Annotated in this window: 24 protein-coding genes and 1 pseudogene; 16 read left to right on the top strand and 9 right to left on the bottom strand. The window is 54.5% G+C overall.

The window, feature by feature from the left end; all coding sequences use genetic code 11:
* Window position 1: 1 nt before the first annotated feature.
* The 4 genes from ACYCZJ_RS14160 to ACYCZJ_RS14145 all read right to left on the bottom strand — a co-directional run bounded on the left by ACYCZJ_RS14160 (window position 2) and on the right by ACYCZJ_RS14145 (window position 2,475).
* Complete coding sequence (locus ACYCZJ_RS14160; RefSeq protein ID WP_461554879.1) at window positions 2–355, bottom strand: type II toxin-antitoxin system PemK/MazF family toxin; 354 nt, start codon at window positions 353–355, stop codon at window positions 2–4.
* Window positions 327–551: an AbrB/MazE/SpoVT family DNA-binding domain-containing protein gene (locus ACYCZJ_RS14155; RefSeq protein WP_461554878.1), complete on the bottom strand. Its 225-nt coding sequence runs from the start codon at window positions 549–551 to the stop codon at window positions 327–329. The genes ACYCZJ_RS14160 and ACYCZJ_RS14155 overlap by 29 nt, the downstream gene beginning before the upstream one ends.
* A gap of 138 nt (window positions 552–689) precedes the next feature.
* Window positions 690–1,895, bottom strand: a complete 1,206-nt coding sequence (locus ACYCZJ_RS14150) for a porin (RefSeq protein ID WP_461554877.1) — start codon at window positions 1,893–1,895, stop codon at window positions 690–692.
* 331 nt (window positions 1,896–2,226) lie between these two features.
* Window positions 2,227–2,475 carry a hypothetical protein gene (locus ACYCZJ_RS14145; RefSeq protein ID WP_461554876.1) on the bottom strand — a complete coding sequence of 83 codons (249 nt, stop codon included), beginning with the start codon at window positions 2,473–2,475 and terminating at the stop codon, window positions 2,227–2,229.
* A 44-nt stretch (window positions 2,476–2,519) separates the two neighbouring features.
* Here ACYCZJ_RS14145 and mltA point away from each other — a divergent pair, with 44 nt between their 5' ends.
* Window positions 2,520–3,821, top strand: a complete 1,302-nt coding sequence (mltA, locus tag ACYCZJ_RS14140; RefSeq protein WP_461554875.1) for a murein transglycosylase A — start codon at window positions 2,520–2,522, stop codon at window positions 3,819–3,821.
* Between the two features lie 31 nt (window positions 3,822–3,852).
* Here mltA and ACYCZJ_RS14135 read toward each other — a convergent pair whose 3' ends face one another.
* A complete protein-coding gene (locus ACYCZJ_RS14135; RefSeq protein ID WP_461554874.1) occupies window positions 3,853–4,569 on the bottom strand; it encodes an energy transducer TonB in 717 nt (238 codons plus the stop codon).
* Between the two features lie 9 nt (window positions 4,570–4,578).
* On the bottom strand, window positions 4,579–4,962 hold the full coding sequence (gene apaG, locus ACYCZJ_RS14130; RefSeq protein WP_461554873.1) for a Co2+/Mg2+ efflux protein ApaG: 384 nt from the start codon (window positions 4,960–4,962) through the stop codon (window positions 4,579–4,581).
* A 94-nt stretch (window positions 4,963–5,056) separates the two neighbouring features.
* Between apaG and rpe the strand changes: the two genes are divergently transcribed.
* From rpe to ACYCZJ_RS14075, 11 genes are all read left to right on the top strand, one after another.
* Complete coding sequence (gene rpe / locus ACYCZJ_RS14125; RefSeq protein WP_461554872.1) at window positions 5,057–5,743, top strand: ribulose-phosphate 3-epimerase; 687 nt, start codon at window positions 5,057–5,059, stop codon at window positions 5,741–5,743.
* A gap of 76 nt (window positions 5,744–5,819) precedes the next feature.
* A complete protein-coding gene (locus ACYCZJ_RS14120; RefSeq protein WP_461554871.1) occupies window positions 5,820–6,500 on the top strand; it encodes a phosphoglycolate phosphatase in 681 nt (226 codons plus the stop codon).
* A gap of 138 nt (window positions 6,501–6,638) precedes the next feature.
* Complete coding sequence (trpE, locus tag ACYCZJ_RS14115; RefSeq protein ID WP_461554870.1) at window positions 6,639–8,111, top strand: anthranilate synthase component I; 1,473 nt, start codon at window positions 6,639–6,641, stop codon at window positions 8,109–8,111.
* 125 nt (window positions 8,112–8,236) lie between these two features.
* A complete protein-coding gene (locus ACYCZJ_RS14110) occupies window positions 8,237–8,479 on the top strand; it encodes a glutaredoxin family protein (RefSeq protein WP_461554869.1) in 243 nt (80 codons plus the stop codon).
* A gap of 184 nt (window positions 8,480–8,663) precedes the next feature.
* Window positions 8,664–10,184, top strand: a complete 1,521-nt coding sequence (locus ACYCZJ_RS14105; RefSeq protein WP_461554868.1) for a SulP family inorganic anion transporter — start codon at window positions 8,664–8,666, stop codon at window positions 10,182–10,184.
* A gap of 108 nt (window positions 10,185–10,292) precedes the next feature.
* Window positions 10,293–10,904, top strand: coding sequence for an RNA polymerase factor sigma-70 (locus ACYCZJ_RS14100; protein WP_461554867.1), 612 nt, complete (start codon window positions 10,293–10,295; stop codon window positions 10,902–10,904).
* Entirely contained in the window at window positions 10,898–11,116 is a 219-nt protein-coding gene (locus tag ACYCZJ_RS14095; protein WP_461554866.1) for a zf-HC2 domain-containing protein, read from the top strand. Before ACYCZJ_RS14100 ends, ACYCZJ_RS14095 begins: the two co-directional genes overlap by 7 nt.
* Before the next feature lie 191 nt (window positions 11,117–11,307).
* Entirely contained in the window at window positions 11,308–11,754 is a 447-nt protein-coding gene (locus tag ACYCZJ_RS14090) for a DUF302 domain-containing protein (RefSeq protein WP_461554865.1), read from the top strand.
* A 232-nt stretch (window positions 11,755–11,986) separates the two neighbouring features.
* Entirely contained in the window at window positions 11,987–12,244 is a 258-nt protein-coding gene (gene bufA2, locus ACYCZJ_RS14085; protein WP_461554864.1) for a BufA2 family periplasmic bufferin-type metallophore, read from the top strand.
* A 96-nt stretch (window positions 12,245–12,340) separates the two neighbouring features.
* The gene (gene bufB, locus ACYCZJ_RS14080) at window positions 12,341–13,195 is read left to right on the top strand and encodes an MNIO family bufferin maturase (RefSeq protein WP_461554863.1); all 855 of its coding nucleotides are present in this window, start codon (window positions 12,341–12,343) and stop codon (window positions 13,193–13,195) included.
* Complete coding sequence (locus ACYCZJ_RS14075) at window positions 13,192–13,977, top strand: HvfC/BufC N-terminal domain-containing protein (protein ID WP_461554862.1); 786 nt, start codon at window positions 13,192–13,194, stop codon at window positions 13,975–13,977. Before bufB ends, ACYCZJ_RS14075 begins: the two co-directional genes overlap by 4 nt.
* Window positions 13,978–14,008: 31 nt before the next feature.
* Here ACYCZJ_RS14075 and ACYCZJ_RS14070 read toward each other — a convergent pair whose 3' ends face one another.
* Together ACYCZJ_RS14070 and ACYCZJ_RS14065 are read right to left on the bottom strand one after the other, a co-directional pair.
* Window positions 14,009–14,497: a hypothetical protein gene (locus ACYCZJ_RS14070; protein WP_461554861.1), complete on the bottom strand. Its 489-nt coding sequence runs from the start codon at window positions 14,495–14,497 to the stop codon at window positions 14,009–14,011.
* On the bottom strand, window positions 14,494–16,362 hold the full coding sequence (locus ACYCZJ_RS14065; protein WP_461554860.1) for a glycoside hydrolase family 15 protein: 1,869 nt from the start codon (window positions 16,360–16,362) through the stop codon (window positions 14,494–14,496). Before ACYCZJ_RS14065 ends, ACYCZJ_RS14070 begins: the two co-directional genes overlap by 4 nt.
* 458 nt (window positions 16,363–16,820) lie before the next feature.
* Between ACYCZJ_RS14065 and ACYCZJ_RS14060 the strand changes: the two genes are divergently transcribed.
* From ACYCZJ_RS14060 to ACYCZJ_RS14050, 3 genes and pseudogenes are all read left to right on the top strand, one after another.
* A complete protein-coding gene (locus ACYCZJ_RS14060; RefSeq protein WP_461554859.1) occupies window positions 16,821–17,096 on the top strand; it encodes a BufA1 family periplasmic bufferin-type metallophore in 276 nt (91 codons plus the stop codon).
* A 166-nt stretch (window positions 17,097–17,262) separates the two neighbouring features.
* The gene (locus tag ACYCZJ_RS14055; protein ID WP_461554858.1) at window positions 17,263–17,712 is read left to right on the top strand and encodes a DoxX family protein; all 450 of its coding nucleotides are present in this window, start codon (window positions 17,263–17,265) and stop codon (window positions 17,710–17,712) included.
* Between the two features lie 219 nt (window positions 17,713–17,931).
* A pseudogene (locus ACYCZJ_RS14050) lies at window positions 17,932–18,696 on the top strand (IS5 family transposase).
* 742 nt (window positions 18,697–19,438) lie between these two features.
* Here ACYCZJ_RS14050 and ACYCZJ_RS14045 read toward each other — a convergent pair.
* Window positions 19,439–19,744 carry a hypothetical protein gene (locus tag ACYCZJ_RS14045; protein WP_461554857.1) on the bottom strand — a complete coding sequence of 102 codons (306 nt, stop codon included), beginning with the start codon at window positions 19,742–19,744 and terminating at the stop codon, window positions 19,439–19,441.
* A gap of 144 nt (window positions 19,745–19,888) precedes the next feature.
* Here ACYCZJ_RS14045 and ACYCZJ_RS14040 point away from each other — a divergent pair, with 144 nt between their 5' ends.
* Window positions 19,889–20,419: a tyrosine-type recombinase/integrase gene (locus ACYCZJ_RS14040; RefSeq protein WP_461554856.1), complete on the top strand. Its 531-nt coding sequence runs from the start codon at window positions 19,889–19,891 to the stop codon at window positions 20,417–20,419.
* Window positions 20,420–20,516 lie beyond the last annotated feature (97 nt).

Here is a 20,516-nt window from a genome sequence, read left to right as displayed (position 1 = left end):
TTCACCCACATAATTTTTCCAGCGCCCGCGTCACTGCTGCTTCATCGGACGCATCCAGGTGACCTATTTTACCAAGCACAAAGCGATGATCGAGGGTAAACAATTTCATTCGCACCACTGACGGCGCAGGCAAGCCGGCCGCGGTCAAGCCGGTTACCCCGACATCAAGAGGCCAAGCCGGATTTTTCGCGCTGGTAATCATCGCCAGCACGCTATGTCCAGCGGGCGCATTAAACGCTGCGTTAGCGGACAGGATCAGTGCCGGGCGTTTCTTGGCCTGCGCTTTACCGGTGAAAGGGAAAGGCACTTTGACCACATCGAAGCGTTCATAGCTCACGGTATGCCTCAGCGTCATTATCCGAGCTCCATTCGCTCAACGTGCCGGCCAGCGCTTGCGCATACTGGATATCCAGCGGCGTAGCGCGGCGCAACCTGACTTCATCGTTGATCACTTCGAATGCCAGGGTATCGCCACCATGGATGCCGAGCTTCTTGCGTATTTCAGCAGGAATGGTTGCCTGATATTTGCTCGTCACCTTACTTGTCTGCATTTCGCTCTCCGTAATGCGTAATACCGTATTACGGAAAGATAGGTTATTCACATCGCTACGTCAAGCACATAAAAAACGGGCCACCGAAGTGACCCGTTTCTAATCTTCTTTACACCACCGGCAAATGCCGGCAAGTGATTAGAAAGCGTGAACCATACCAACCGAGAAGCCGCTGGACGTTCCACCGTAGGAACCCAGAGCAACCTCAGAAATACCCGTGGCGCCGCCACCCAGCGTGTAAGAACCGTTGGAGTCGTTATTAACCCTGGTGTACAAAGCATACAGCTTGGTGCGCTTGGAGAAGTTGTGATCAACGCCCAGGCTCCACTGCTTGGCGCCGTCGCTGCCGCTCAGATCAGCACCAGCAGCGCTCTTCTGATTGCTGCTACCTGCCTTGGTGAAGGCCAGCTTGAGGGTATTGTTGCCCATGGCATAGGTGACAGGCACGTACCAGGCGTTGCGGCTGATCGTGTTCGCACTACCGACTGCGACATTACCATCACCATCGATGCGCTCAAAGCCCAAGCCGATTTTCAAATCGCCGAACTTGTAAGCAGCGCCAGCACGCCAGTTTTTATAGTGAAAATCAACAGTGGAACTAGTAACGCTCTTGATATCCTCATACGCCAAGACGCCATAAAGCGGACCGCTCGCATAGGTACCGCTGATCGAATAAAGGTGTGGATTGCTCAAACCAGTAACGGCACCGGTAGTAGCGTTACCAGTATCATTGCCGGCCTCATTGGCAGCAGAATACAAGGCCTTGATGAAGAAACCACCCATTTTCGGGCTGACATACTGCACCGCGTTCTGTGCACGGAAGCTTCCCAAGTTAGCGCCACCAACCATACCAATAATGCTGCGGTAATCTGCCAGAGTATGCTGACCGAACGCATCCAGCGGGCCCAGGGAGGTTTTAAACGGGGTATCAATCAGACCAAGTTGCACTGTACCCATCTGCTTGCTGGCAAGACCGACGAAGGTAGTACGATGGCTCTGGTTGCCAGCACCAACTACGCCAGCAGTATCATTCTTGTTCTGCTGATCGATCGCGATGGATTGCTCAAATTGCCAAATCGCCGACAGGCCGTTGCCCAGATCTTCGCTGCCTTTGAAGCCAATGAAGCTGTTATTGCTGGAAACACGAGTACGTCTTTCTGTCGTGGCGGCATTAATGCCGCCGGTTTTTGGGGTTGTTGCCACGACCGGGCTATAAGAACCGCCATCAACGCTGTCAACGGAACCAGCAAATTCGCCGTAGATGGTGACGTTGCCGTTATCGGCCATCGCCAACGGAGCTGCGAAGGCGCCAGCAATCGCCAGAGCAATCAGTTTTTTGTTCATATCCAAATCTCCTTAGTTGAAGTGTGTTTCGCATTCTGCTTCAATCCGCATGCGAACCCCTCTTGCGAGAAGCTGAACGCATTATGCCCAAGGCTTTTTATACCCTGCAAGCATTACGGAAAATTAACAGGCCATAGTGTTGTATTTTTGCAACAATCGCCCCTGCAGAAAAACGTGGACATTTTGCAGCAAGCGCTTATTTTCGCATTGTCCACCATACTATCCCCAGCAATAACGCCAGCGCGATGCCCGCTTCAAATACCAGCCAGGCGAGGCTGAGCATTTCGGTCTTATCCATAATTTTCGGCCTTCCATATTGTAGACAACTTATTTATTTCATCGGGGTAGGGAAATTACGTATCAGGTCCAGTCGAATATTGAGGATCTCACCTGTTTCACTGCGTGCCACCAGCCATTCTGCGCCCTTTTCTTCCGTCACATCCTGCGGCCATACGCGCGCCATGTACGATTGCCGGCTTGCGGGGTCGTGCCAGTGCAGATCCATCGATTCGTTGCACAGTGCCGCAATAGTAATGCGCTCGATGTAAAAACGTGGAACAGGTTGATAAGGTGGCGGCATGGCTTTGTTATACTAATGGCTGTTTGTTTAACCGTGATTTTCGCATGAGACAACTCATTCGCACAGCTTTGATCCTGGCCGCACTACTGAGCGGAGGTTGCGCCACCCAGCCCAAAGCGCCTGTCGTGCCACCCCCTGTACCCAAGCCTGCACCCAAGCCGATGCCGCCCAGCCCGCCGCAACCAAAACCTGCACCAGCCGTGGTGTGCCCACCGCCCGCACCTGAAACACCGCCGCCAACGCCTGCGGTGACGCCCAACCTGAGTCAGGCCGACTGGTCCAGTCTGCCCGGCTGGCAGAATGACGATCTGTTGCAGGCCTGGCCTGCGTGGCTGGAATCGTGTGCGGCGTTGAAAAACAAACCGGAATGGCAGGCTGTGTGTGCGGCTTCCGAAGCGTTAAAACCTGCCGACACCGCGACGGTGCGAACTTTTTTTGAAAACAATTTCGCGCTCTATCAATCACGTCAGGCTGACGGCAGCGAGGACGGCTTGATTACCGGCTACTATGAACCGCTCTTGCATGGCAGCCTGACCCCCAGCGCGAAATACCCGATACCTTTATATAGCCCTCCTGCCGACTTGCTGACCATCGACCTCAGCAGCGTCTATCCGCAATTGAAAAACATGCGCCTGCGCGGGCGCATACAAGGCAACAAGGTCGTACCTTATCTGGATCGTGCCGACATCGATGATGGCAGCAATCCGTTGAAAGGCGATGAACTGGTCTGGGTGGATAACCCGGTGGAGGCGTTCTTCCTGCAAATTCAGGGATCCGGACGTATCCAGCTGCCCGACGGCAGCATGATGCGGGTGGGTTATGCTGACCAGAACGGCTATCCATACCGCTCCATCGGCAGGGTACTCGCACAACGCGGCGAATTGCCGCTGGCGCAAACCTCAATGCAGAACATCAAGAAATGGGGGCAGCGTCATCCCGACAAGCTGCCGGAACTACTGGCGCAAAACCCCAGCTATGTGTTTTTCCGTGAGCTGCCGAACAACAGCAGCGGTCCGCTGGGTGCGCTGGGCGTGCCGATCACCGGCGAACGCAGCATAGCCGTGGATGCGCGTGCCATTCCGCTGGGCGCGCCCGTATGGCTGGATACCACCATACCCTCATCCGACGAGCCACTGGATCGGCTGGTGATGGCGCAGGATACCGGCGGTGCGATTCGCGGCAATGTGCGGGCGGATTTTTTCTGGGGCTTCGGCAATGAAGCAGGCAAGATTGCCGGCCGGATGAAGCAAACCGGCCGCATGTGGGTATTGCTGCCCAAAGACATGCCTGTGCCCGGCGAGTTGCCTGATCCATCAATTGCAAAAGCAAAAGTGGTTAAAAAATAGCGGCATTGTCACTCCGCCTGGATGAGCAGGCTTACTGATCCAGTTCGTAGCGAACCTTGATCTGCACGAATGACTTCACCGCGCGGCCATCTTTCTGGGCGGGCGCGAAATGCGCATTGTGAAAGGCGTCGAGCGCGCTCTGGTCGAAAATGCCGGGCGGGCTGGCGTCGCTGACTTCGACATCCTCCACCTTGCCACGCTCATCCAGCTTCAATTTGAGCGTTACCCAACCGGCTGTGCCGCGAGCGACCGCACCCTGCGGGTATACCGGATTGATGGCAGCCAAGGCGCGCGGCTGAACATCCAGTTGCTTGGCGGTGTAGTAGGTGGGATCAACCAGTAGCGGTACATTGACTGCGGGTAATACGCTATTGGGCTGCGGCACCGGATTGACTGCAGCGGGCATGGCGGTGGAAACCGCAGGTGGTGAAACCGTTTCGGCCTGCACGGCCGGGGGAGCCTTCGGCGCAGGCGCAAGTGGAACCGGCTTGGGCGGCGCTGCTGGCGGTGGTGTTTCAGGCTTGGCAACAGGCGCAGCGGCAGGTGGCGCAGTGACGGGCGGCGGCAGTGGGGGTTGCAGACGAGCCTGAATTACCGGGATATCTGCAGGCGCCGGTGCTGTCACAGCGTTAACGCGCAGCAGGCCGATCAGCGCCAGATGCACCGCAATGGAGATGGACATGGCGGCCACCACGCGTTGCATGGCCGGGCTGAGTTCAGGCTCCTGGAGTTCGGCTGGGCGCGGCATACCCGAGCATCAATGCAATACGCGTGGCATGGCAAGCGTAAACACCGGAATCTCTGCGTCGAAATGCTCGCCGTTTTCCGCCACCATCTGATAGCTACCCTGCATGGTGCCCACCGGCGTATTGATTGCCGTGCCGCTGGTGTATTCAAAACGCTCACCCGGCTTGAGCAAAGGCTGCTCGCCCACCACCCCCATACCACGCACTTCCTGTACCTTGTTTTCCGCGTCGGTAATCACCCAGTGGCGCGAAACGAGTTGTGCCGGCATGGTGCCGGTATTGGTAATGGTCACCGTGTAAGCAAACACATAGCGATCCTGATGCGGATTGGATTGGTCCGGGATGAATGCCGTATCAACACTGACTGTTACGTGATTTTTTCTGCTGTCGCCCATTTGATCTGTGTCCTTGAGCCGGTCGCGCTATTACCTTGGCACGATTCCGGGTAAAATTGGTTACTTTATCCAAAGGCTTGTTGAAAGGGTCACCATGTCCAGGCAATTCCGTATCGCACCGAGCATTTTATCCGCAAACTTCGCCAAGCTGGGACAGGAAGTCACCGATGTGATCGCGTCCGGTGCGGACATCATTCACTTTGATGTGATGGATAACCATTACGTGCCCAATCTGACTATCGGTCCGCTGGTATGTGAATCCCTGCGCCCGGTGACGGATGCGATCATCGACGTCCACCTGATGGTCAAGCCGGTAGACCGTATTATCCCTGATTTCGCCAAGGCCGGGGCGAACATCATTACTTTCCACCCGGAAGCATCCGAACACATCGACCGCACCCTGGGGCTGATCAAGGAATGCGGATGCAAGGCCGGCCTGGTGTTCAACCCGGCCACCTCGTTGAGCTATCTGGATTACGTGATGGACAAGGTCGACATGATCCTGCTGATGTCGGTCAACCCCGGCTTTGGCGGCCAGAAATTCATTCCGGAAACGCTTAACAAGACACGCGCCGTGCGGCAGCGTATCGATGCTTCGGGTCGTGATATCTGGCTCGAAGTGGACGGCGGCGTGAAGGTCGACAACATTGCGGAAGTCGCCCGCGCAGGTGCAGACGTGTTTGTGGCAGGCTCCGCCATTTTTGGCGCAGCCAAGGACAGCGACGCAAACCGTTATAACAGCGTGTTGGCCGCAATGCGCGCGGAACTGGCGAAGGCCTGACCGGTCAATCCGGACAATTCTCCCATTTGATGCCGGATACAATCCGGCACGATACTTATTTGAGACTAGACACCCAATGGACTTCCCTATCAAAATCAAGGCCGTGGTCATCGACCTGGACGGCACCTTGCTCGACACCGCACCCGACCTCGCCCACGCCGCTGAATTAATGATGGCCGAGCTCAACATGCCGCCGGTAGCCTTGGCCACCATCAAGACTTACATCGGAAACGGCGTGTCACGCCTGGTGAAACGCGTACTGGCCGGCAGCATGGATGCCGAACCGGATACTGCGCTATTCGAGCGGGCCTATCCGATTTATCTAAAGCACTATGGCGCCCATGTTTCCCTGTATTCACGCCCTTTCCCCGGTGTAATCGAAGGGTTGCAAGCGTTGCGCGCAATGGGCGTGCATGTGGCCTGCATTACCAACAAGGCCGAAGCCTTCACCATTCCGCTGTTACGCGATACCGGCCTGCTGGATTATTTCGAATTGGTGCTGTCCGGCGATACCCTGCCCAAGCGCAAACCCGACCCCTTGCCATTACTGCATGCCTGCAAACATTTTGGCATTGAACCCGGCGAACTGCTGCTAATCGGCGATTCGCTCAATGATACCCAGGCCGCACGCGCTGCCGGCAGCTTCGTGTTCTGCGTGCCTTACGGTTACAATCGTGGCCGCCCGGTGACCGAACTGGATCAGGATGCCGTAGTGGCCAGCCTGCCGGAAGCGGCGAAGCTGATCATCAAGGCCTGACCGCATGAATCCCATCAACATGGAAATGCATAGCAAAAAGCGCCTGTCATGGCGATGGCACTGATACGCCGGCTTTTTTGGTGGTGCGATACTTCAGTGCCGTACCTCACTATGCTTCCATGACTTAATGGTGTAATCATGACTGAACAGGAATTCAACCAACTCGCCCGCGAGGGCTATAACCGCATCCCGCTCACGCGGGAATTGCCGGCCGATCTCGACACCCCGCTATCGGTCTATCTCAAACTCGCCGACGCGCCCTACTCCTACCTGCTGGAATCGGTCGTGGGCGGGGAGCGCTTCGGGCGCTACTCGTTTATCGGCCTGCCCGCCCATACCGTGCTGCGCGTATATGGCCATCTGGTCAGTGTGGAAACCGGCGGGGTCAAGCTCGAGCAAGAAGAAGCCGCCGACCCGCTGGATTTTGTCGAGCAGTTCCTGGGCCGCTTCAAGGCCGCTATCTTGCCGGGTCTGCCTCGTTTTGCTGGTGGGCTGGCGGGTTATTTCGGCTATGACACGGTGCGTTACATCGAGAAACGCCTGCAAGCGACGCACCAGCCGGATGTGCTGCATACCCCCGACATCCTGCTGCTGCTCACCGACGAGCTGGCGGTGGTGGACAATCTCACCGGCAAGCTGACGCTCATCGTCTATGCCGATCCGATGCAGACGGATGCCTATGCCGAAGGTTACCGCCGCCTGGATGAGTTATGCGCGCAGATCAGGGCGCCTTACACCGCCCCCATGCCGCAAAAGGTCAACAGCGCCGAAGCCACCTCCGAGTTTGGCGAAGCCGCGTTCAAGCAGGCGGTATTGCGTGCCAAGCAATATATCGTGGAGGGTGACATCATGCAGGTGGTATTGAGCCAGCGCATGTCGCGCCCGTTCGACGCCAGCCCGCTCACCCTGTACCGCGCGTTGCGCAGCCTCAACCCGTCGCCTTATATGTTTTATTACGACATGGGCAGTTTTCACGTGGTGGGCGCGTCGCCGGAAATTCTGGTGCGACTGGAGGATGACACGGTCACCGTGCGCCCCATCGCAGGCACACGCCCGCGCGGCGGCACTCGCGAACACGATGCACAACTTGCCGACGAGTTGCTGGCCGATCCCAAGGAATGCGCCGAACATCTGCAGTTGCTGGATCTGGGTCGCAACGATGCGGGACGTGTGGCCGTCACCGGCAGCATCCAGGTGACCGAGAACATGCTGATCGAACGTTATTCGCATGTCATGCACATCGTCTCCAATGTGGAGGGCAAGCTCAAGCCGGGCCTGTCGGCGATGGATGTGTTGCGCGCCACTTTCCCCGCCGGCACCGTGTCCGGTGCGCCCAAGGTGCGTGCAATGGAAATCATCGACGAGCTTGAACCCAGCAAGCGCGGGGTGTATGCCGGTGCAGTGGGTTATCTCGGTTTTGGCGGCGGCATGGATCTGGCCATCGCCATCCGCACGGCTGTGGTCAAGGACGGCATGCTGTACGTGCAGGCGGGAGCGGGCATCGTTGCCGATTCGATACCCGAGAATGAATGGACAGAAACCCAGAACAAAGCGCGAGCCGTGATCCGCGCTGCAGAATTGGCGCAAGACGGCCTGGATGGTCTGGAATAGCTTCTCAGTCAGACTGTTCGCGAGGATGGCCTGACCGGGAAGAAGTATCACCACGCTGCACAACGCTACTTCACCCGGCTCATCTTCAGATAACGCCATGACAAACAATCCTTGAGGAGAACGACATGCAGCAAACCGTGATCGTTTACACCACGTCTGGCTGCCCGGATTGCGCGGCAGTCAAACAATATCTGCGCGAACTTGGCAGAACCTTTGAGGAACGCGACATTAGCCGCCCCGAAGTGGCGCAGGAAGCAAAAACGCGTTATGGCGTCCGCGTCGCACCCATCACCGTCATTGGCGATGCCTTCTTTTATGGTACTTTCCAGGATCAACGACCCAAACTGGAAACAGCTTTGCAGTCATAGACAGACGGCAGGCGGTGCAAACCGAAGCCATTGCCGTCGACACACGAATCCATGACTTAACTCTCTTGCGCCAGTATTTAAAGGCGTCTGTAGATTGGTCAGCAACATTCACAGCCCCCGCGTTGAGTCTGTTCATCCCGAACGGATTCGGACAACCAGCGCATCAACAATCCGGAGAATATAATTGGCCGTCCCCAGCCCGCAAGAAATCAAAACCAACCTGCTCAGCGGTCTCACCGTGGCGCTGGCAATGGTGCCCGAGGCCATTGCATTTGCATTGGTCGCACATGTCTCGCCACTGACCGGTTTGTATGCCGCCTTTATCGTCGCACTGATCACTTCCGCTTTCGGCGGCCGCCCGGGCATGATCTCGGGAGCAACCGGCTCGCTCGCGGTGGTGATGGTGGCCCTGGTGGCCACACACGGCGCCGAGTATCTGTTTGCCACTGTCGTGCTGATGGGAATACTGCAAATGCTCTTCGCTGTCGCCAAACTCGGCAAACTGATCCGCATGGTCCCGCATCCGGTCATGCTGGGGTTTGTAAATGGCCTGGCCATCGTGATTTTTATGGCGCAGTTCGGGCATTTCAAAACCATGGGTGCGGACGGTAGCCAGCAATGGATGGCCAGTTCCCAGCTCTACATCATGTTCGGTCTGATTGCGCTGACTATGGCGATTATTTATCTGCTGCCGAAATTCACTCAGGCCATCCCCGCCACCCTCGCGGGGATTCTGGTGGTGGCGATACTCGTACCGGCGCTCGGCATCTCAACCAAAACCGTCGGCGACCTGGGCTCCATCGCAGGCGGTCTGCCCAGCTTCCATCTGCCGCAGGTGCCATTAAACTGGGAAACCCTGCACATCGTATTTCCGTATGCGCTGGTCCTGGCGGCGATTGGCTTGATCGAAACACTGCTGACACTCAACCTGATTGACGAAATGACGGATACGCGCGGCAAACCCAATCGGGAATCCCTGGCACAGGGCGTCGCCAACGTGGTTACCGGGTTTTTCGGCGGCATGGGTGGCTGTGCCATGATCGGCCAGAGCATGATCAATGTGAACAACGGCGCACTCAAGCGCCTGTCCGGGATCGCTACGGCGATGTTTTTACTGTCGTTCATCCTGTTTGCCTCCAGCTGGATTGAACGCATCCCGCTGGCGGCGCTCATCGGCGTGATGTTCGTCGTAGCGGAAAAAACCTTTGAGTGGGGTAGCCTGCAGGCGTTGCGTAAAATACCGCGCAACGATGCATTCATCGTCGTGGCCGTGACAGTCATTACCGTGCTCACTGATCTGGCCATCGCAGTCGTGGCAGGTGTGATTATCGCAGCGCTGGTGTTTGCCTGGCAGCATGCCAAACGCATTGGAGTGAAAACTTATACTGACCCGCAAGGCTGGAAAATTTACGAACTGGAAGGCACCTTGTTCTTTGCCTCCATCGCGGCATTTCAAGACCTGTTCACACCCAAAGAAGACCCGCAGGATGTGGTGATCGAATTCCGCGATGCACGCGTCAAGGATCACTCGGCCATTGTCGCCATCGATAGTCTGGCCGTGCGCTACCGCCAGGCCGGCAAGCGCTTGCATCTGCGCCACCTGAGCCCGGATTGTCTGGAATTACTGGAAAAGGCCGGAGACATGGTCGAGGTCAATATGCTGGAAGACCCGCATTATCATGTTGCCGACAACAAGCTGGGCTGATCGTAAAATATCCCACCCCACTGTACAGAACGTGCCAATTGAAAAAACTGACGCTGCAGATGTAAGAAACGACCAACTATTCCGACAATAACTGGATGAGGGGATACCATGAAGAAGCAAGCCGTAGCGTCACCGGAAACCTCACTCAATGACGGCATTTTCATTGAAGACTTGCGCAGTCAGATGGTCAAGTTTGCCAGCATGCAGCTCGGCGACGTGCATCTTGCCGAAGATGCCGTCCAGGAAGCGCTTGCCGGCGCGCTGACCAACGCTGGCCATTTTGCCGGACGCTCGGCACTGAAAACATGGGTATTCGCCATTCTGAAAAACAAGATCGCCGATGTGTTACGGCACAAGAAACGCCTGGTCAATGCCAGCAGCTTGATCAATGATGATGAAAACGAGGATTTCGCGGCGCACCTGTTTGATCAGCGGCGGCATTGGCAACTGGATGAGCGCCCCACATTCTGGGGCGACCCGGAGGCTTCGTACCGGCAGCAACAATTCTGGGTCGTGTTCGAGGCCTGTCTTGAAGGTTTGCCCGACAAACAGGCGCGCGTCTTCATGATGCGCGAATTCATCGAGCTGGATACGGACGAAATTTGCGTGGCAACCGGCATCACGGCCAGCAACCTGTTTGTGCTGCTACACCGTGCCCGCTTGCGCCTGCAGGTCTGCCTTGGAAACAAATGGTATTCAAACGGAGAGCAATCATGCTGAATTGCCAGGGAATCACCCGCCTCGTTTCCGAAGCACAGGATCGTCCGCTCACCCTGGGCGAAAAGCTCTCGCTGCGCACGCATCTATTAATGTGTTCGGGTTGCCGCAACTATGAGAAAAATATCACCTCCTTGCGATTGATGATGAAATCGTTTGCGAAAGGCAAGGATGCACACAGTGAAGATCAACCCAAGCCTCCCGAAACCGAGTGAATACGTTGCGCATATCCTCCGGTGAGGGCAAACATTGATGACGGATGACCTACACCGCTTACCTGTACCATGGAAATCCGCGTCTGGATCAAAGCGGGATTTGACTGGATACCTGAAACTCGACTGGCAGGCGCATTTTGCAATTTCCAGTACAGCAATGACTTTACAAACCACTCACAAGGAGAGTAGCAATGAAATACGCATTGATTGCATTAGGCATGTTAATGATCTCGTTCACTGCAAGCGCGGATGAAGGCATGAAAACACTGGCAAGCAAGCATGGATTCCATGATACCCAGACCCGGCTGGAAGCCGTACTGAAAGAAAAAGGCCTGACCGTATTCGCCAAAATCGATCACGCTGAAGGTGCGGAGAAAGCCGGTTTAAAAATGCTGCCGGCCACAGTGACCATTTTCGGTAACCCCAAGGGCGGCACGCCTTTCATGGTAGCGGCGCCTGAATCGGCGATTGATTTCCCGCTCAAAGCCCTGGTGTGGGAGAACAGCGCCGGAAAAGTGTTCTTGAGCTATAACGCCCTGACCTGGGTCGTTGCCCGGCACCACATCAAAGGCGAAGATGCGTTGGCTACGAAGCTGGATGGATTGCAGGCTGCCATCGCCAAGGCAGCAACCGAATGAGCCATCCGGATACAGGCAATGTGGAGAAGCATGCCGCGAAATGATGCCTTTTGCATGGAGTGCGCCATCATTTCCACCGGCTGTGTAAGAATTGGCGATTGACTGCGACAAAGCAGTAACCCATGATTTTTGTGGGTGTAGCCAGCGGATATCCGAATCCGCACTTTGAATCACCGGGAACGAATTGTGCACGGTGAGTCGAAATATTTTTTAATCACGAGGAGGTTTTACAATGAGCGCTGTAAAAAAAATGACTGGAATGGCTCTTGCAGCTGCGGCAGCCAGCATGTTCATGACGGTAGGTGTCGCCACTACGGCAGTGGCTGCCGAAGCCACGATTCACTGCCAGGGCGTGAATTCCTGTAAAGGCAAAGCCGATTGCAAAACGGCCAGCAACGCCTGCAAAGGAATGAACTCATGCAAGGGTCAGGGATTTCTCGAAATGACACAATCCGAGTGCGATAAAACCAAAGCGCAGATGATGAAGTAACCGGATTCGTCACACCGAATCCTGCGCTGCAGCACATTCGAAGCCCGGTTCACCGGCTTCGAATGTTTCCTCATCTTATTCACAAGGCATTCTTCCATGCCGCATACAAAGCAACTTCTCCAGGCATCCCTGGGTTTTGGACTGGGTCTGCGCATTCCCCACTACGAAACGATCCTCGAATCGCGACCTGCTGTCGACTGGTTCGAAGTGCTTTCCGAAAACTACATGGTGCCGGGCGGCAAGCCGCGTCATTACCTTGATCGCATCCGGGCGCATTATCCGATCGTGATGCACGGAGTTTCACTGTCAATCGGCAGCAGCGACCCGTTGAATCGGGATTATCTGAGGCAATTGAAAACACTGGCCGATCAAATCGAGCCGCACTGGATATCCGATCATCTGTGCTGGACGGGTGTGGACAACACCAATCTGCATGACCTGCTGCCGCTACCCTACACGGAAGAGGCATTACAGCATGTCGTGGAGCGCGTCAGCGCTGTGCAGGATATTTTGGGGCGGCGCCTGCTACTGGAAAACGTGTCGAGCTATGTCACCTATAAAAACAGCGAAATGAGCGAGTGGGACTTTCTGCGCGAAGTCGCACAACGGGCCGACAGCCTGCTTCTGCTCGACATCAACAACATCTACGTCAGCAGCTTCAATCACGGTTTCGATCCGCTTGAGTACATTGACGCCATCCCGGTGAGCCGGGTACAGCAGTTTCATCTCGCTGGTCATCGCAATCAGGGTGGTTACATTATCGATACGCATGACGAGCCGGTCATCGAACGGGTCTGGGAACTCTACGCACACGCAGTGCGCCGCTTCGGCGCCGTTTCCACCATGATCGAGCGCGACGACAATATTCCACCTCTGGAAGAATTATTGGCTGAGCTTGAACGGGCTCGTAGCATCACCCGGCGAGTCCTCGCTCAGGTGGCAGACGCATGAATCGTTTAGCCAAGCTGCAGCGCGCATTTCAGACATTCATATTGAATGCGGACAATGCCATCCGGCAGGAAGTGACCGACACAGCGCAAGCGCCTGCGCCCGAGCGCCTGGGCATTTATTCCATCGCTTATCGGTTGCGTCTGCTGGAAGCCTTGCAAACGGATTACACGGCATTGCATGCCGCGTTGGGGGATGAAGGGTTCGAGCAATTGTGTTTCGCCTTTATCGATGTCTTCCCCTCAACCTATCCGAATCTGCGCTGGTTCGGCGCCAATCTGGACGCCTATCTCGAAACCACGCCACCCTATGCGGATATCCCGGTACTGGCCGAACTTGCCCGCTTCGAATGGGCCAAGGGACTTGCATTTGATGCCCCGGACGACACCTTCCTGAGCATCCAGGAAATCGCCAGCATACCCGGTGAAAACTGGCCGGACATGGCATTCCAGACCCACGCTTCGGTACAGCGGCTGGATTTGTTTTCCAATGCTGCGCTGATCTGGAAAGCAGTGGCCGCCGAACAGGAACCGCCGCAACCCGCCTATACGGACGGGTCCTTGGCCTGGATTATCTGGCGGCACGATCTGAAAGTTTTTTTCAGGTCACTGACCGTAGATGAAGCCTGGGCCATCGACAATCTGCAGCAGGGTGCCTGCTTTGCGGAAATCTGTACCGGCCTGTGCGAATGGGTAGATGAAATTCATGCTGCCCAGCATGCGGCAGGATTACTCAAAGGCTGGGTAGAAAGTGGCATGATTCGTAGCGTACAGCTCAAAGCCTGACTTGTTGAGCCATGCGCCCAATCCGGCGCGTTCACCCACCGGCAAGATGATAAAAAGCGCCCAATATCGCGCCGTAAACCACATGCGCGAACAAACTGATTAAAGGCGTTTCGCGGCCATAGTTCAACGCCATAAAGCCGGGTGGTTCCAGCTGTCGCGTCGGCTCCGGCCCATGATGTTCACTGGCCATGCGCGGATGCAATGCCGGCAGAATCGGCATCAATGTCACCAGCACCACCAATCCTTGTGCCAGACCCATGCCTCCCCCCAGCCACCAGCCGGTCATATGCAGGTTTTCAAAAACCAGCGCATAAAACAACGCGAATAGCCAGCCGTTGAAAAAATGCACGGCAAAGCCGATGACCATCGCTCGATTCCGGTCAGCCGTGAACATGGTACCCAGCATGAACGGCAGGCTCATGCGTGAAAACCCCAGCCCCTGGCCGGCCGCCATCAAGGTAGTCAGAAACGCTGTGGCGATAAAACCCCACAGCAAGATACTCGGCAGATCCACGCTCATAATTTGGTTCCTGTCATTTTCGGTTGTGTCGCATCTGGTTCGCGGCGTTTTCCCATGTTGGCTTGTGCCAGCGTCAGCGCCGCATCAATCAGCCCGACGTGTGTGAAGGCCTGTGGAAAGTTACCCAGCAGCGTACCGCGATCAGGGTCAATTTCTTCCGCGAACAAACCCACGTCATTGGCGTACGACAATACGCTCTCGAAGATTTGACTTGCCCCATCCACATCGCCCTGCAGCGCCTTGCAATCCACCGCCCAGAAGCTGCAGATTCCGAAAGCACCTTCTCCCGGCGGCAACCCATCATTGTCTGCCAGATAGCGATACAGCAACCCGTCCCGCCCCAATCGCCGGTGCACGAGAGCGCAGGTTTGACGTATGCGTATGCCGGCTGGATCGGCATAACCATGGCGCGCCAGCAGCAGCAAGCTCGCATCCACATCGCTGCCACCGAACACGCTGACATAGCTTTGTATTTCTTCATTGTATCCGTGCCGCTCGATTGCTTCGCGGATAGCGTCGCGCGTGCAGGTGAAACGTTCCAGCGGAATGCGTAAATGACCTTGTTCGCTCAGTTTGATCAACCGATCCAACGCTACCCAACACATGACCTTGGAATAGGTATGCTGCAGACGCCCGCCGCGAATCTCCCAGATGCCCTCGTCGGGTTCCTGCCAGCGCCTGCAGACGGTTTCGCCGAATCCTCTGAGCATGCGCGTCGTTGCGCGATCAAGCCGGCCGCCACGGCAAATAAACGCATATACGGCATCCAGAACCTCGCCATAGATATCCAGTTGCAATTGCGCGCGCGCATCATTGCCAATACGCACCGGCCGCGAACCGGCGAAGCCCGCAAGATGATCCAGCTCCTGCTCCGGCAGCCGTGTTTCTCCATACACCCCGTACAGTATCTGCAACTCGGGTTGAGACATCTGCGTGGTGTGCAGCAACCAGGAAAGAAACGCCTCGGCTTCGTGCCGATAGCCGAGATCGAACAAGGATTGCAGCGTAAGTGAGGCATCCCGCACCCAGCAATAACGGTAATCCCAATTACGCACTCCACCCAGCTTTTCGGGTAGTGATGTCGTGGGCGCAGCGACCATGGCCCCGGAGGGCGAGTAGGACATCAGTTTGAGACACAGCGCGCTACGCATCACCGCGTCTCGATATGGACCTTCATAGGTGCAGCGCGCCGCCCATTCCTCCCACCAGCGCAGAGTCGCTTGCAGCCTCTGTTCAGCCAGTTCACCCAATGGAGGAATAAACGCGGGCTCACCTTCGCTATAAACGGCAGAAAAACGCAGTCGTTCGCCGTGGCGCAGCACATACTTTCCATGCACGTCGGCATGATCTTCGGATAGCTTCAGGGGAATTTCGCTACGCAGGATAAAGGCGTGACCGTGGTCTTCAAAATAGAAACCCAGCGCGCCGCGCAATCGCAGCCGCGGTACCGTACGCCCATAGTCGGGGCGCGGCGCACAGACAACCTCGATTTCGACCTCACCTTCGACACATTCAATAATGCGTAGAATCTGATGTTCGGCCCATAAAGTGTGGCGTTTGTTCTCCTCGGAATCCACCGGCATCAGATCTATCAACCGCACCACCCCGGTGGCGGTTCGAAACGTGGTTTCCAGCACATTGGTATCGCCGAGGTAGCACCGCGTGGTGCTGAATTGCGCGGTCGGGCACACTGCAAAACGTCCTCCCTGACCATGATCAAGCAAAGCCCCAAACAGGGAAGGACTATCGAATCGCGGCCAGCATAACCAGTCGATGGAACCGGTACGCGAGATCAGCGCGGCTGATCGACAATCGCCGATAATGGCGTAATCACCGATTTCAAGCAGATCGGATTCATGGCTCATGATTCCGATTCCTCTCCGCACAACATAAATTTACCCTTTGAGTGTGAACCCGTTATGAATCCGCCATGGCGGCACCGTAGTCTGATCGAGGATGAACATACCATTGATTAGGCATATTTCGCAGTGAGTGCAACGAATTTTTGCAATACAAAGCAATATCGGCCTATTTTCACTGAGTCGTATTTCTCGACTCTATTCTTACATGGACCTGCACGATGAAAACCCCATGCATTCACGGGACAGCCAGGAGCAAATGCAATATCAGGACACCGATTGGCAGCCCCTCCTTACACGAGCAATTCAATCTAAACCCTGTAGTTGATTTTTTGTAAGAAACCGCAAGTACGGCAGACTAAACCAGTAAGCGCATCATTTAGTCGCTCACTGAGTTCGGGAACACTGTGTATCAATGTAAATTTCCGTCTCGATTTTTATAAATCCAGTAAGGAGACACACCTATGAACAAGCACGATATTTTGGTTCAATCTGCGGTCGCCAGTCTTCTGGCTTTTGGTTCAATGGTCATTGCAGCACCGGCAGTTGCAGCAGATGCAGCAAAAATGGAACAGTGCTATGGCATTGCAAAGGCAGGGAAAAACGACTGTGCCGGGGGTAAAGGCAGTGCGAACACTTGCGCAGGCACAGCCAAAAAAGATAGCCAGAAAGATTCCTTTGTGCTGTTGCCAAAAGGGACTTGCGCCAAAATCGTTGGGGGTACGACAAGCCGCACATAAGCCACGAATATCCTAAAAAACGGCGTGACCAAACCCAGTACCGGGTTTGGCCTGCGAGCCGCCTGCCAGACCGCTCTCAAACCGGATTTTGGCACGACCCCAAGACAATGGATGAAGGGAGCCATATTGGCGAATTTCAGCATTTCAAAATAACAAGGAGAGACTCATGAGCGTGATGCGCAAGCTGTCGCAGATGGCGAAAGTCACCATATTGCGGCTGGAAGATATAAGCCCGGTGATTGATTTGACTATCCGCCTGTATATAGCGAATATTTTCTGGAAATCAGGATTAACCAAAATCGCGAATTGGGACACTACAGTCTATCTGTTTAGCAATCTTTATCATGTGCCGGTGCTGTCGCCGGAGATCGCCGCCTATTCGGCCACCATGGTCGAACTCGGTGGCGCAGTCATGCTGGCACTGGGTTTGGCTTCCCGGTTCGGGACGGCAGCCTTGTTCATTTTGAATATTGTAGCCGCAACATCATATCCGGACCTCTCCGACGCGGGTCGCGAACTTCATGTTTACTGGGGGATGTTCCTGTTGATATTCCTGATGCATGGACCGGGGAAATTGTCGATTGATCATATCTTTTGCAAAAAATTAATGGCCTAACCATTCCTGTACCTCAACATGAATTCACCAGATATCTGACGAACTCGCGCCCATTGTCCGAGGTGATGATGCGCATGTTCTTTAGACAGGGGTTGAGTAACTTAAGGAAGGAGATATGCTGCTACATTCTTTTCTTCGTATTTTCTTCATTTTTCCTGTCTAGATACTGTCGTCACAAGATGTGGCAAAATATGATTTTCGTAAAAGACACATAACCGAATGCCGGAAACCATACATCGACACGACATTACGGACAAACACTGGGCCTTGCTCGAACCGCATTTACCTGGGCGCGCAGGTGTTTGGGGCGGAGTGGCCACAAGATAACCGCCGATTTATCAATGCGGTGTTCTGGATTCTTCGCACGGGTGCGCCGTGGCGAGACCTGCCTGCTTCGTATGGCGGATGGAAAAACATCCATCGACGCTTTTGCCGTTGGCGCGATCAAGGCATTTGGGAGCCGTTGCTGGAAAAGCTCATTGTCGAGCCGGATTACGAATGGCTCATGATCGATGCCAGCCATTGCAAGGTTCACCCCCATGCCGCTGGCGCGCGCGGAGGCAATCAAGGCATGAGCCGCACAAAAGGGGGCTCAACACAAAGATACATCTGGCCGTGGATGCGCATGGTATGCCGCTCAGAGCGGTTATTACAGAAGGTACCCGAGCAGATTGTGCTGAGGCTGACAAATTGATTGAGGGATTTCAGATGGCGCACCTGCTTGCCGGCAAAGGCTACGACAGCGATGCGATCGTGGCGAAAGTCGAGGAACAAGGAGCAAAAGCGGTTATTCCGCCGCGCAAAAACCGTAAACAGCCCGGAGAGTACGATAAGCATCTCTACAAGCTACGCCACCTGGTCGGGAATGCGTTCTTGCATCTCAAGCGGTTGCGGGGGATCGCCACCCGCCATGCGAAAAACTTGTCATCCTTCGTTGCTGCCGTACAAATTCGCTGTCTTGCCCTTTGGCTGACTATCTCGTGACGATACTATCTACTAGGCGATATGGCGCTGCGTTTTTCGTGTTTTTCTTGCTCACGTAGTGCGGACAAAAGGTAATATCAAACTATGCTGAATATGCATTACTACGAAGATTCACCTGTCAGGCGCTTGGCTTAAGCCAAGATGACAAAATCATTGTAGAGCTTCAAAAATCAAGATATAGGACAAATGCAGTATGAGAAAATCCAAATTCTGAAAATCAAAAATTGATTGGAATTGGAATTAAATTGCTTTTTCTTGAGCAGGGCGGAAAATTCAAGTCGGAAAAACTTCTGAAGCAGAATTAAGCAAGTTAAAGCCCTAGAGAAAGAGGGCGGGGATTATGTATACTCATTTGATTTCATCGTTACTATGCTCGCAAATAGTTGGTTTCATCCGCAGGTATTTGAAGGTCATGACAATGACAGAAAAACGGTTGAAAGCAAATATGGTCATGTGGTCTTCCAAATAAACGCTGTTGCAGGGAAACCGGAATTAATGGCCGGCTCTATCTCATCACGTTATTCAAGAGGCAAAAGCCCTTGAGGCTAAAAACGGTCGATTCAAGATTGTTGAGGCGTTTAAGAATTTTGATTTTTCTTTTTCATCCGTTATCGTAGATCCGATATGACTACGCTCAAGCGGTCGCAGCAAAAAGCACCGCGCCGCTTAGCTCTGCATTTTCTCTGGTGCCGTACGCACCGGCAAACTTGCTGTGTGTAAAAATAGCGGGTATCAATCGACATTATTCAAGATAAATATGTTGAAAATCAATAATATGGTGCAAATATGTTGCTGATGATCGATAAGCGGCATGTTCGTTTTTCAACACTTCATAGCGTCTCGGGTTTTCTATAAAAACACTGTAATAACAATAATTTTTGTCTAACGCCGTCCCACGGGTTTTCTTCTCATCCCAGAAAAAAGCGGGTATCAAAGCGGGTATCGTTTGAGTATAATTACGATACCCGCTGATTGTAATTACGATGCCTGCCACTACCAGCCGCGCGCAGCCAGAGCCGTTGCGGTTGATGTTGAATCCCGAATTCAACCGATATTTGCTGTGCGATTTACCGTTTCGTTGAGACTGAATTCGTCCGGAACCTAGCGATCACGCAATAGGCCATCACAAGAAGTTTAATGGGATTGGATACCAGATCGCGCAAGAGAACAGTATTGAACATGAGAGGTTGTCATGCCCTTAACCGACGTCAAAATCAGACAAGCCAAGGCAGCCGATAAGCCGCTGAAGCTCGCTGATAGCCACGGCCTCTACCTGGAGGTCAAACCAAATGGCTCAAAGTTCTGGCGCTACCGCTACAAGATCGCCGGCAGAGAGAACCTCTTTGCCATAGGCGAGTATCCCACCGTGGGCCTGTCGGACGCTCGCAAGGCCCGCGACGATGCGCGCGAGCTAGTGAAGGATGGCCAGCACCCTTCCCACATGCGCCAGACTGAGCGTGCGCGCAACATCGTTGGAAATGCCAACACCTTCAAGGCCATCACCCAGGAGTGGGTCGAGAAACAGCGTGCGAAATGGTCGCCTTACTACCTGGGGCAGGTTGAGCGTTTCATGGATAACGATGTCTATCCGCACATCGGGCGCCTGCCGATTCGGTCCGTGACGGCTGCAAATATTCTCACCATTCTTAACCGCGTCTCCGACCGCGGCGCCGAGACGGTCGCCCTCAACTTGCTACAAGGGCTTCCCCAGATTTACAAGTGACATTGTGTTTTTTAGTTCATGGCTCTTTCCTCATCATCTGATTCATATTGCGCTGCCACAGTTGTGCAAGAAGGTGAAGGACTGCGAAACTACAAAC

It is taken from the genome of Sulfuriferula sp. (assembly GCF_054605375.1).
Note: the sequence above shows the minus strand (reverse complement) of the source record. Positions and strands in the feature narration are given on the sequence as shown.

Excerpts from the sequence above, each read along its gene's own strand:
- ACYCZJ_RS14155 (WP_461554878.1), bottom strand. The coding sequence starts at position 551 with ATGCAGACAAGTAAGGTGACGAGCAAATATCAGGCAACCATTCCTGCT.
- ACYCZJ_RS14100 (WP_461554867.1), top strand. The coding sequence starts at position 10,293 with ATGAAGAAGCAAGCCGTAGCGTCACCGGAAACCTCACTCAATGACGGC.
- ACYCZJ_RS14110 (WP_461554869.1), top strand. The coding sequence starts at position 8,237 with ATGCAGCAAACCGTGATCGTTTACACCACGTCTGGCTGCCCGGATTGC.
- ACYCZJ_RS14055 (WP_461554858.1), top strand. The coding sequence starts at position 17,263 with ATGAGCGTGATGCGCAAGCTGTCGCAGATGGCGAAAGTCACCATATTG.
- ACYCZJ_RS14120 (WP_461554871.1), top strand. The coding sequence starts at position 5,820 with ATGGACTTCCCTATCAAAATCAAGGCCGTGGTCATCGACCTGGACGGC.
- ACYCZJ_RS14135 (WP_461554874.1), bottom strand. The coding sequence starts at position 4,569 with ATGCCGCGCCCAGCCGAACTCCAGGAGCCTGAACTCAGCCCGGCCATG.
- ACYCZJ_RS14060 (WP_461554859.1), top strand. The coding sequence starts at position 16,821 with ATGAACAAGCACGATATTTTGGTTCAATCTGCGGTCGCCAGTCTTCTG.
- ACYCZJ_RS14145 (WP_461554876.1), bottom strand. The coding sequence starts at position 2,475 with ATGCCGCCACCTTATCAACCTGTTCCACGTTTTTACATCGAGCGCATT.
- mltA (WP_461554875.1), top strand. The coding sequence starts at position 2,520 with ATGAGACAACTCATTCGCACAGCTTTGATCCTGGCCGCACTACTGAGC.
- apaG (WP_461554873.1), bottom strand. The coding sequence starts at position 4,962 with ATGGGCGACAGCAGAAAAAATCACGTAACAGTCAGTGTTGATACGGCA.
- ACYCZJ_RS14160 (WP_461554879.1), bottom strand. The coding sequence starts at position 355 with ATGACGCTGAGGCATACCGTGAGCTATGAACGCTTCGATGTGGTCAAA.
- ACYCZJ_RS14095 (WP_461554866.1), top strand. The coding sequence starts at position 10,898 with ATGCTGAATTGCCAGGGAATCACCCGCCTCGTTTCCGAAGCACAGGAT.
- ACYCZJ_RS14070 (WP_461554861.1), bottom strand. The coding sequence starts at position 14,497 with ATGAGCGTGGATCTGCCGAGTATCTTGCTGTGGGGTTTTATCGCCACA.
- bufA2 (WP_461554864.1), top strand. The coding sequence starts at position 11,987 with ATGAGCGCTGTAAAAAAAATGACTGGAATGGCTCTTGCAGCTGCGGCA.
- bufB (WP_461554863.1), top strand. The coding sequence starts at position 12,341 with ATGCCGCATACAAAGCAACTTCTCCAGGCATCCCTGGGTTTTGGACTG.
- trpE (WP_461554870.1), top strand. The coding sequence starts at position 6,639 with ATGACTGAACAGGAATTCAACCAACTCGCCCGCGAGGGCTATAACCGC.
- ACYCZJ_RS14075 (WP_461554862.1), top strand. The coding sequence starts at position 13,192 with ATGAATCGTTTAGCCAAGCTGCAGCGCGCATTTCAGACATTCATATTG.
- ACYCZJ_RS14065 (WP_461554860.1), bottom strand. The coding sequence starts at position 16,362 with ATGAGCCATGAATCCGATCTGCTTGAAATCGGTGATTACGCCATTATC.
- rpe (WP_461554872.1), top strand. The coding sequence starts at position 5,057 with ATGTCCAGGCAATTCCGTATCGCACCGAGCATTTTATCCGCAAACTTC.
- ACYCZJ_RS14150 (WP_461554877.1), bottom strand. The coding sequence starts at position 1,895 with ATGAACAAAAAACTGATTGCTCTGGCGATTGCTGGCGCCTTCGCAGCT.
- ACYCZJ_RS14040 (WP_461554856.1), top strand. The coding sequence starts at position 19,889 with ATGCCCTTAACCGACGTCAAAATCAGACAAGCCAAGGCAGCCGATAAG.
- ACYCZJ_RS14090 (WP_461554865.1), top strand. The coding sequence starts at position 11,308 with ATGAAATACGCATTGATTGCATTAGGCATGTTAATGATCTCGTTCACT.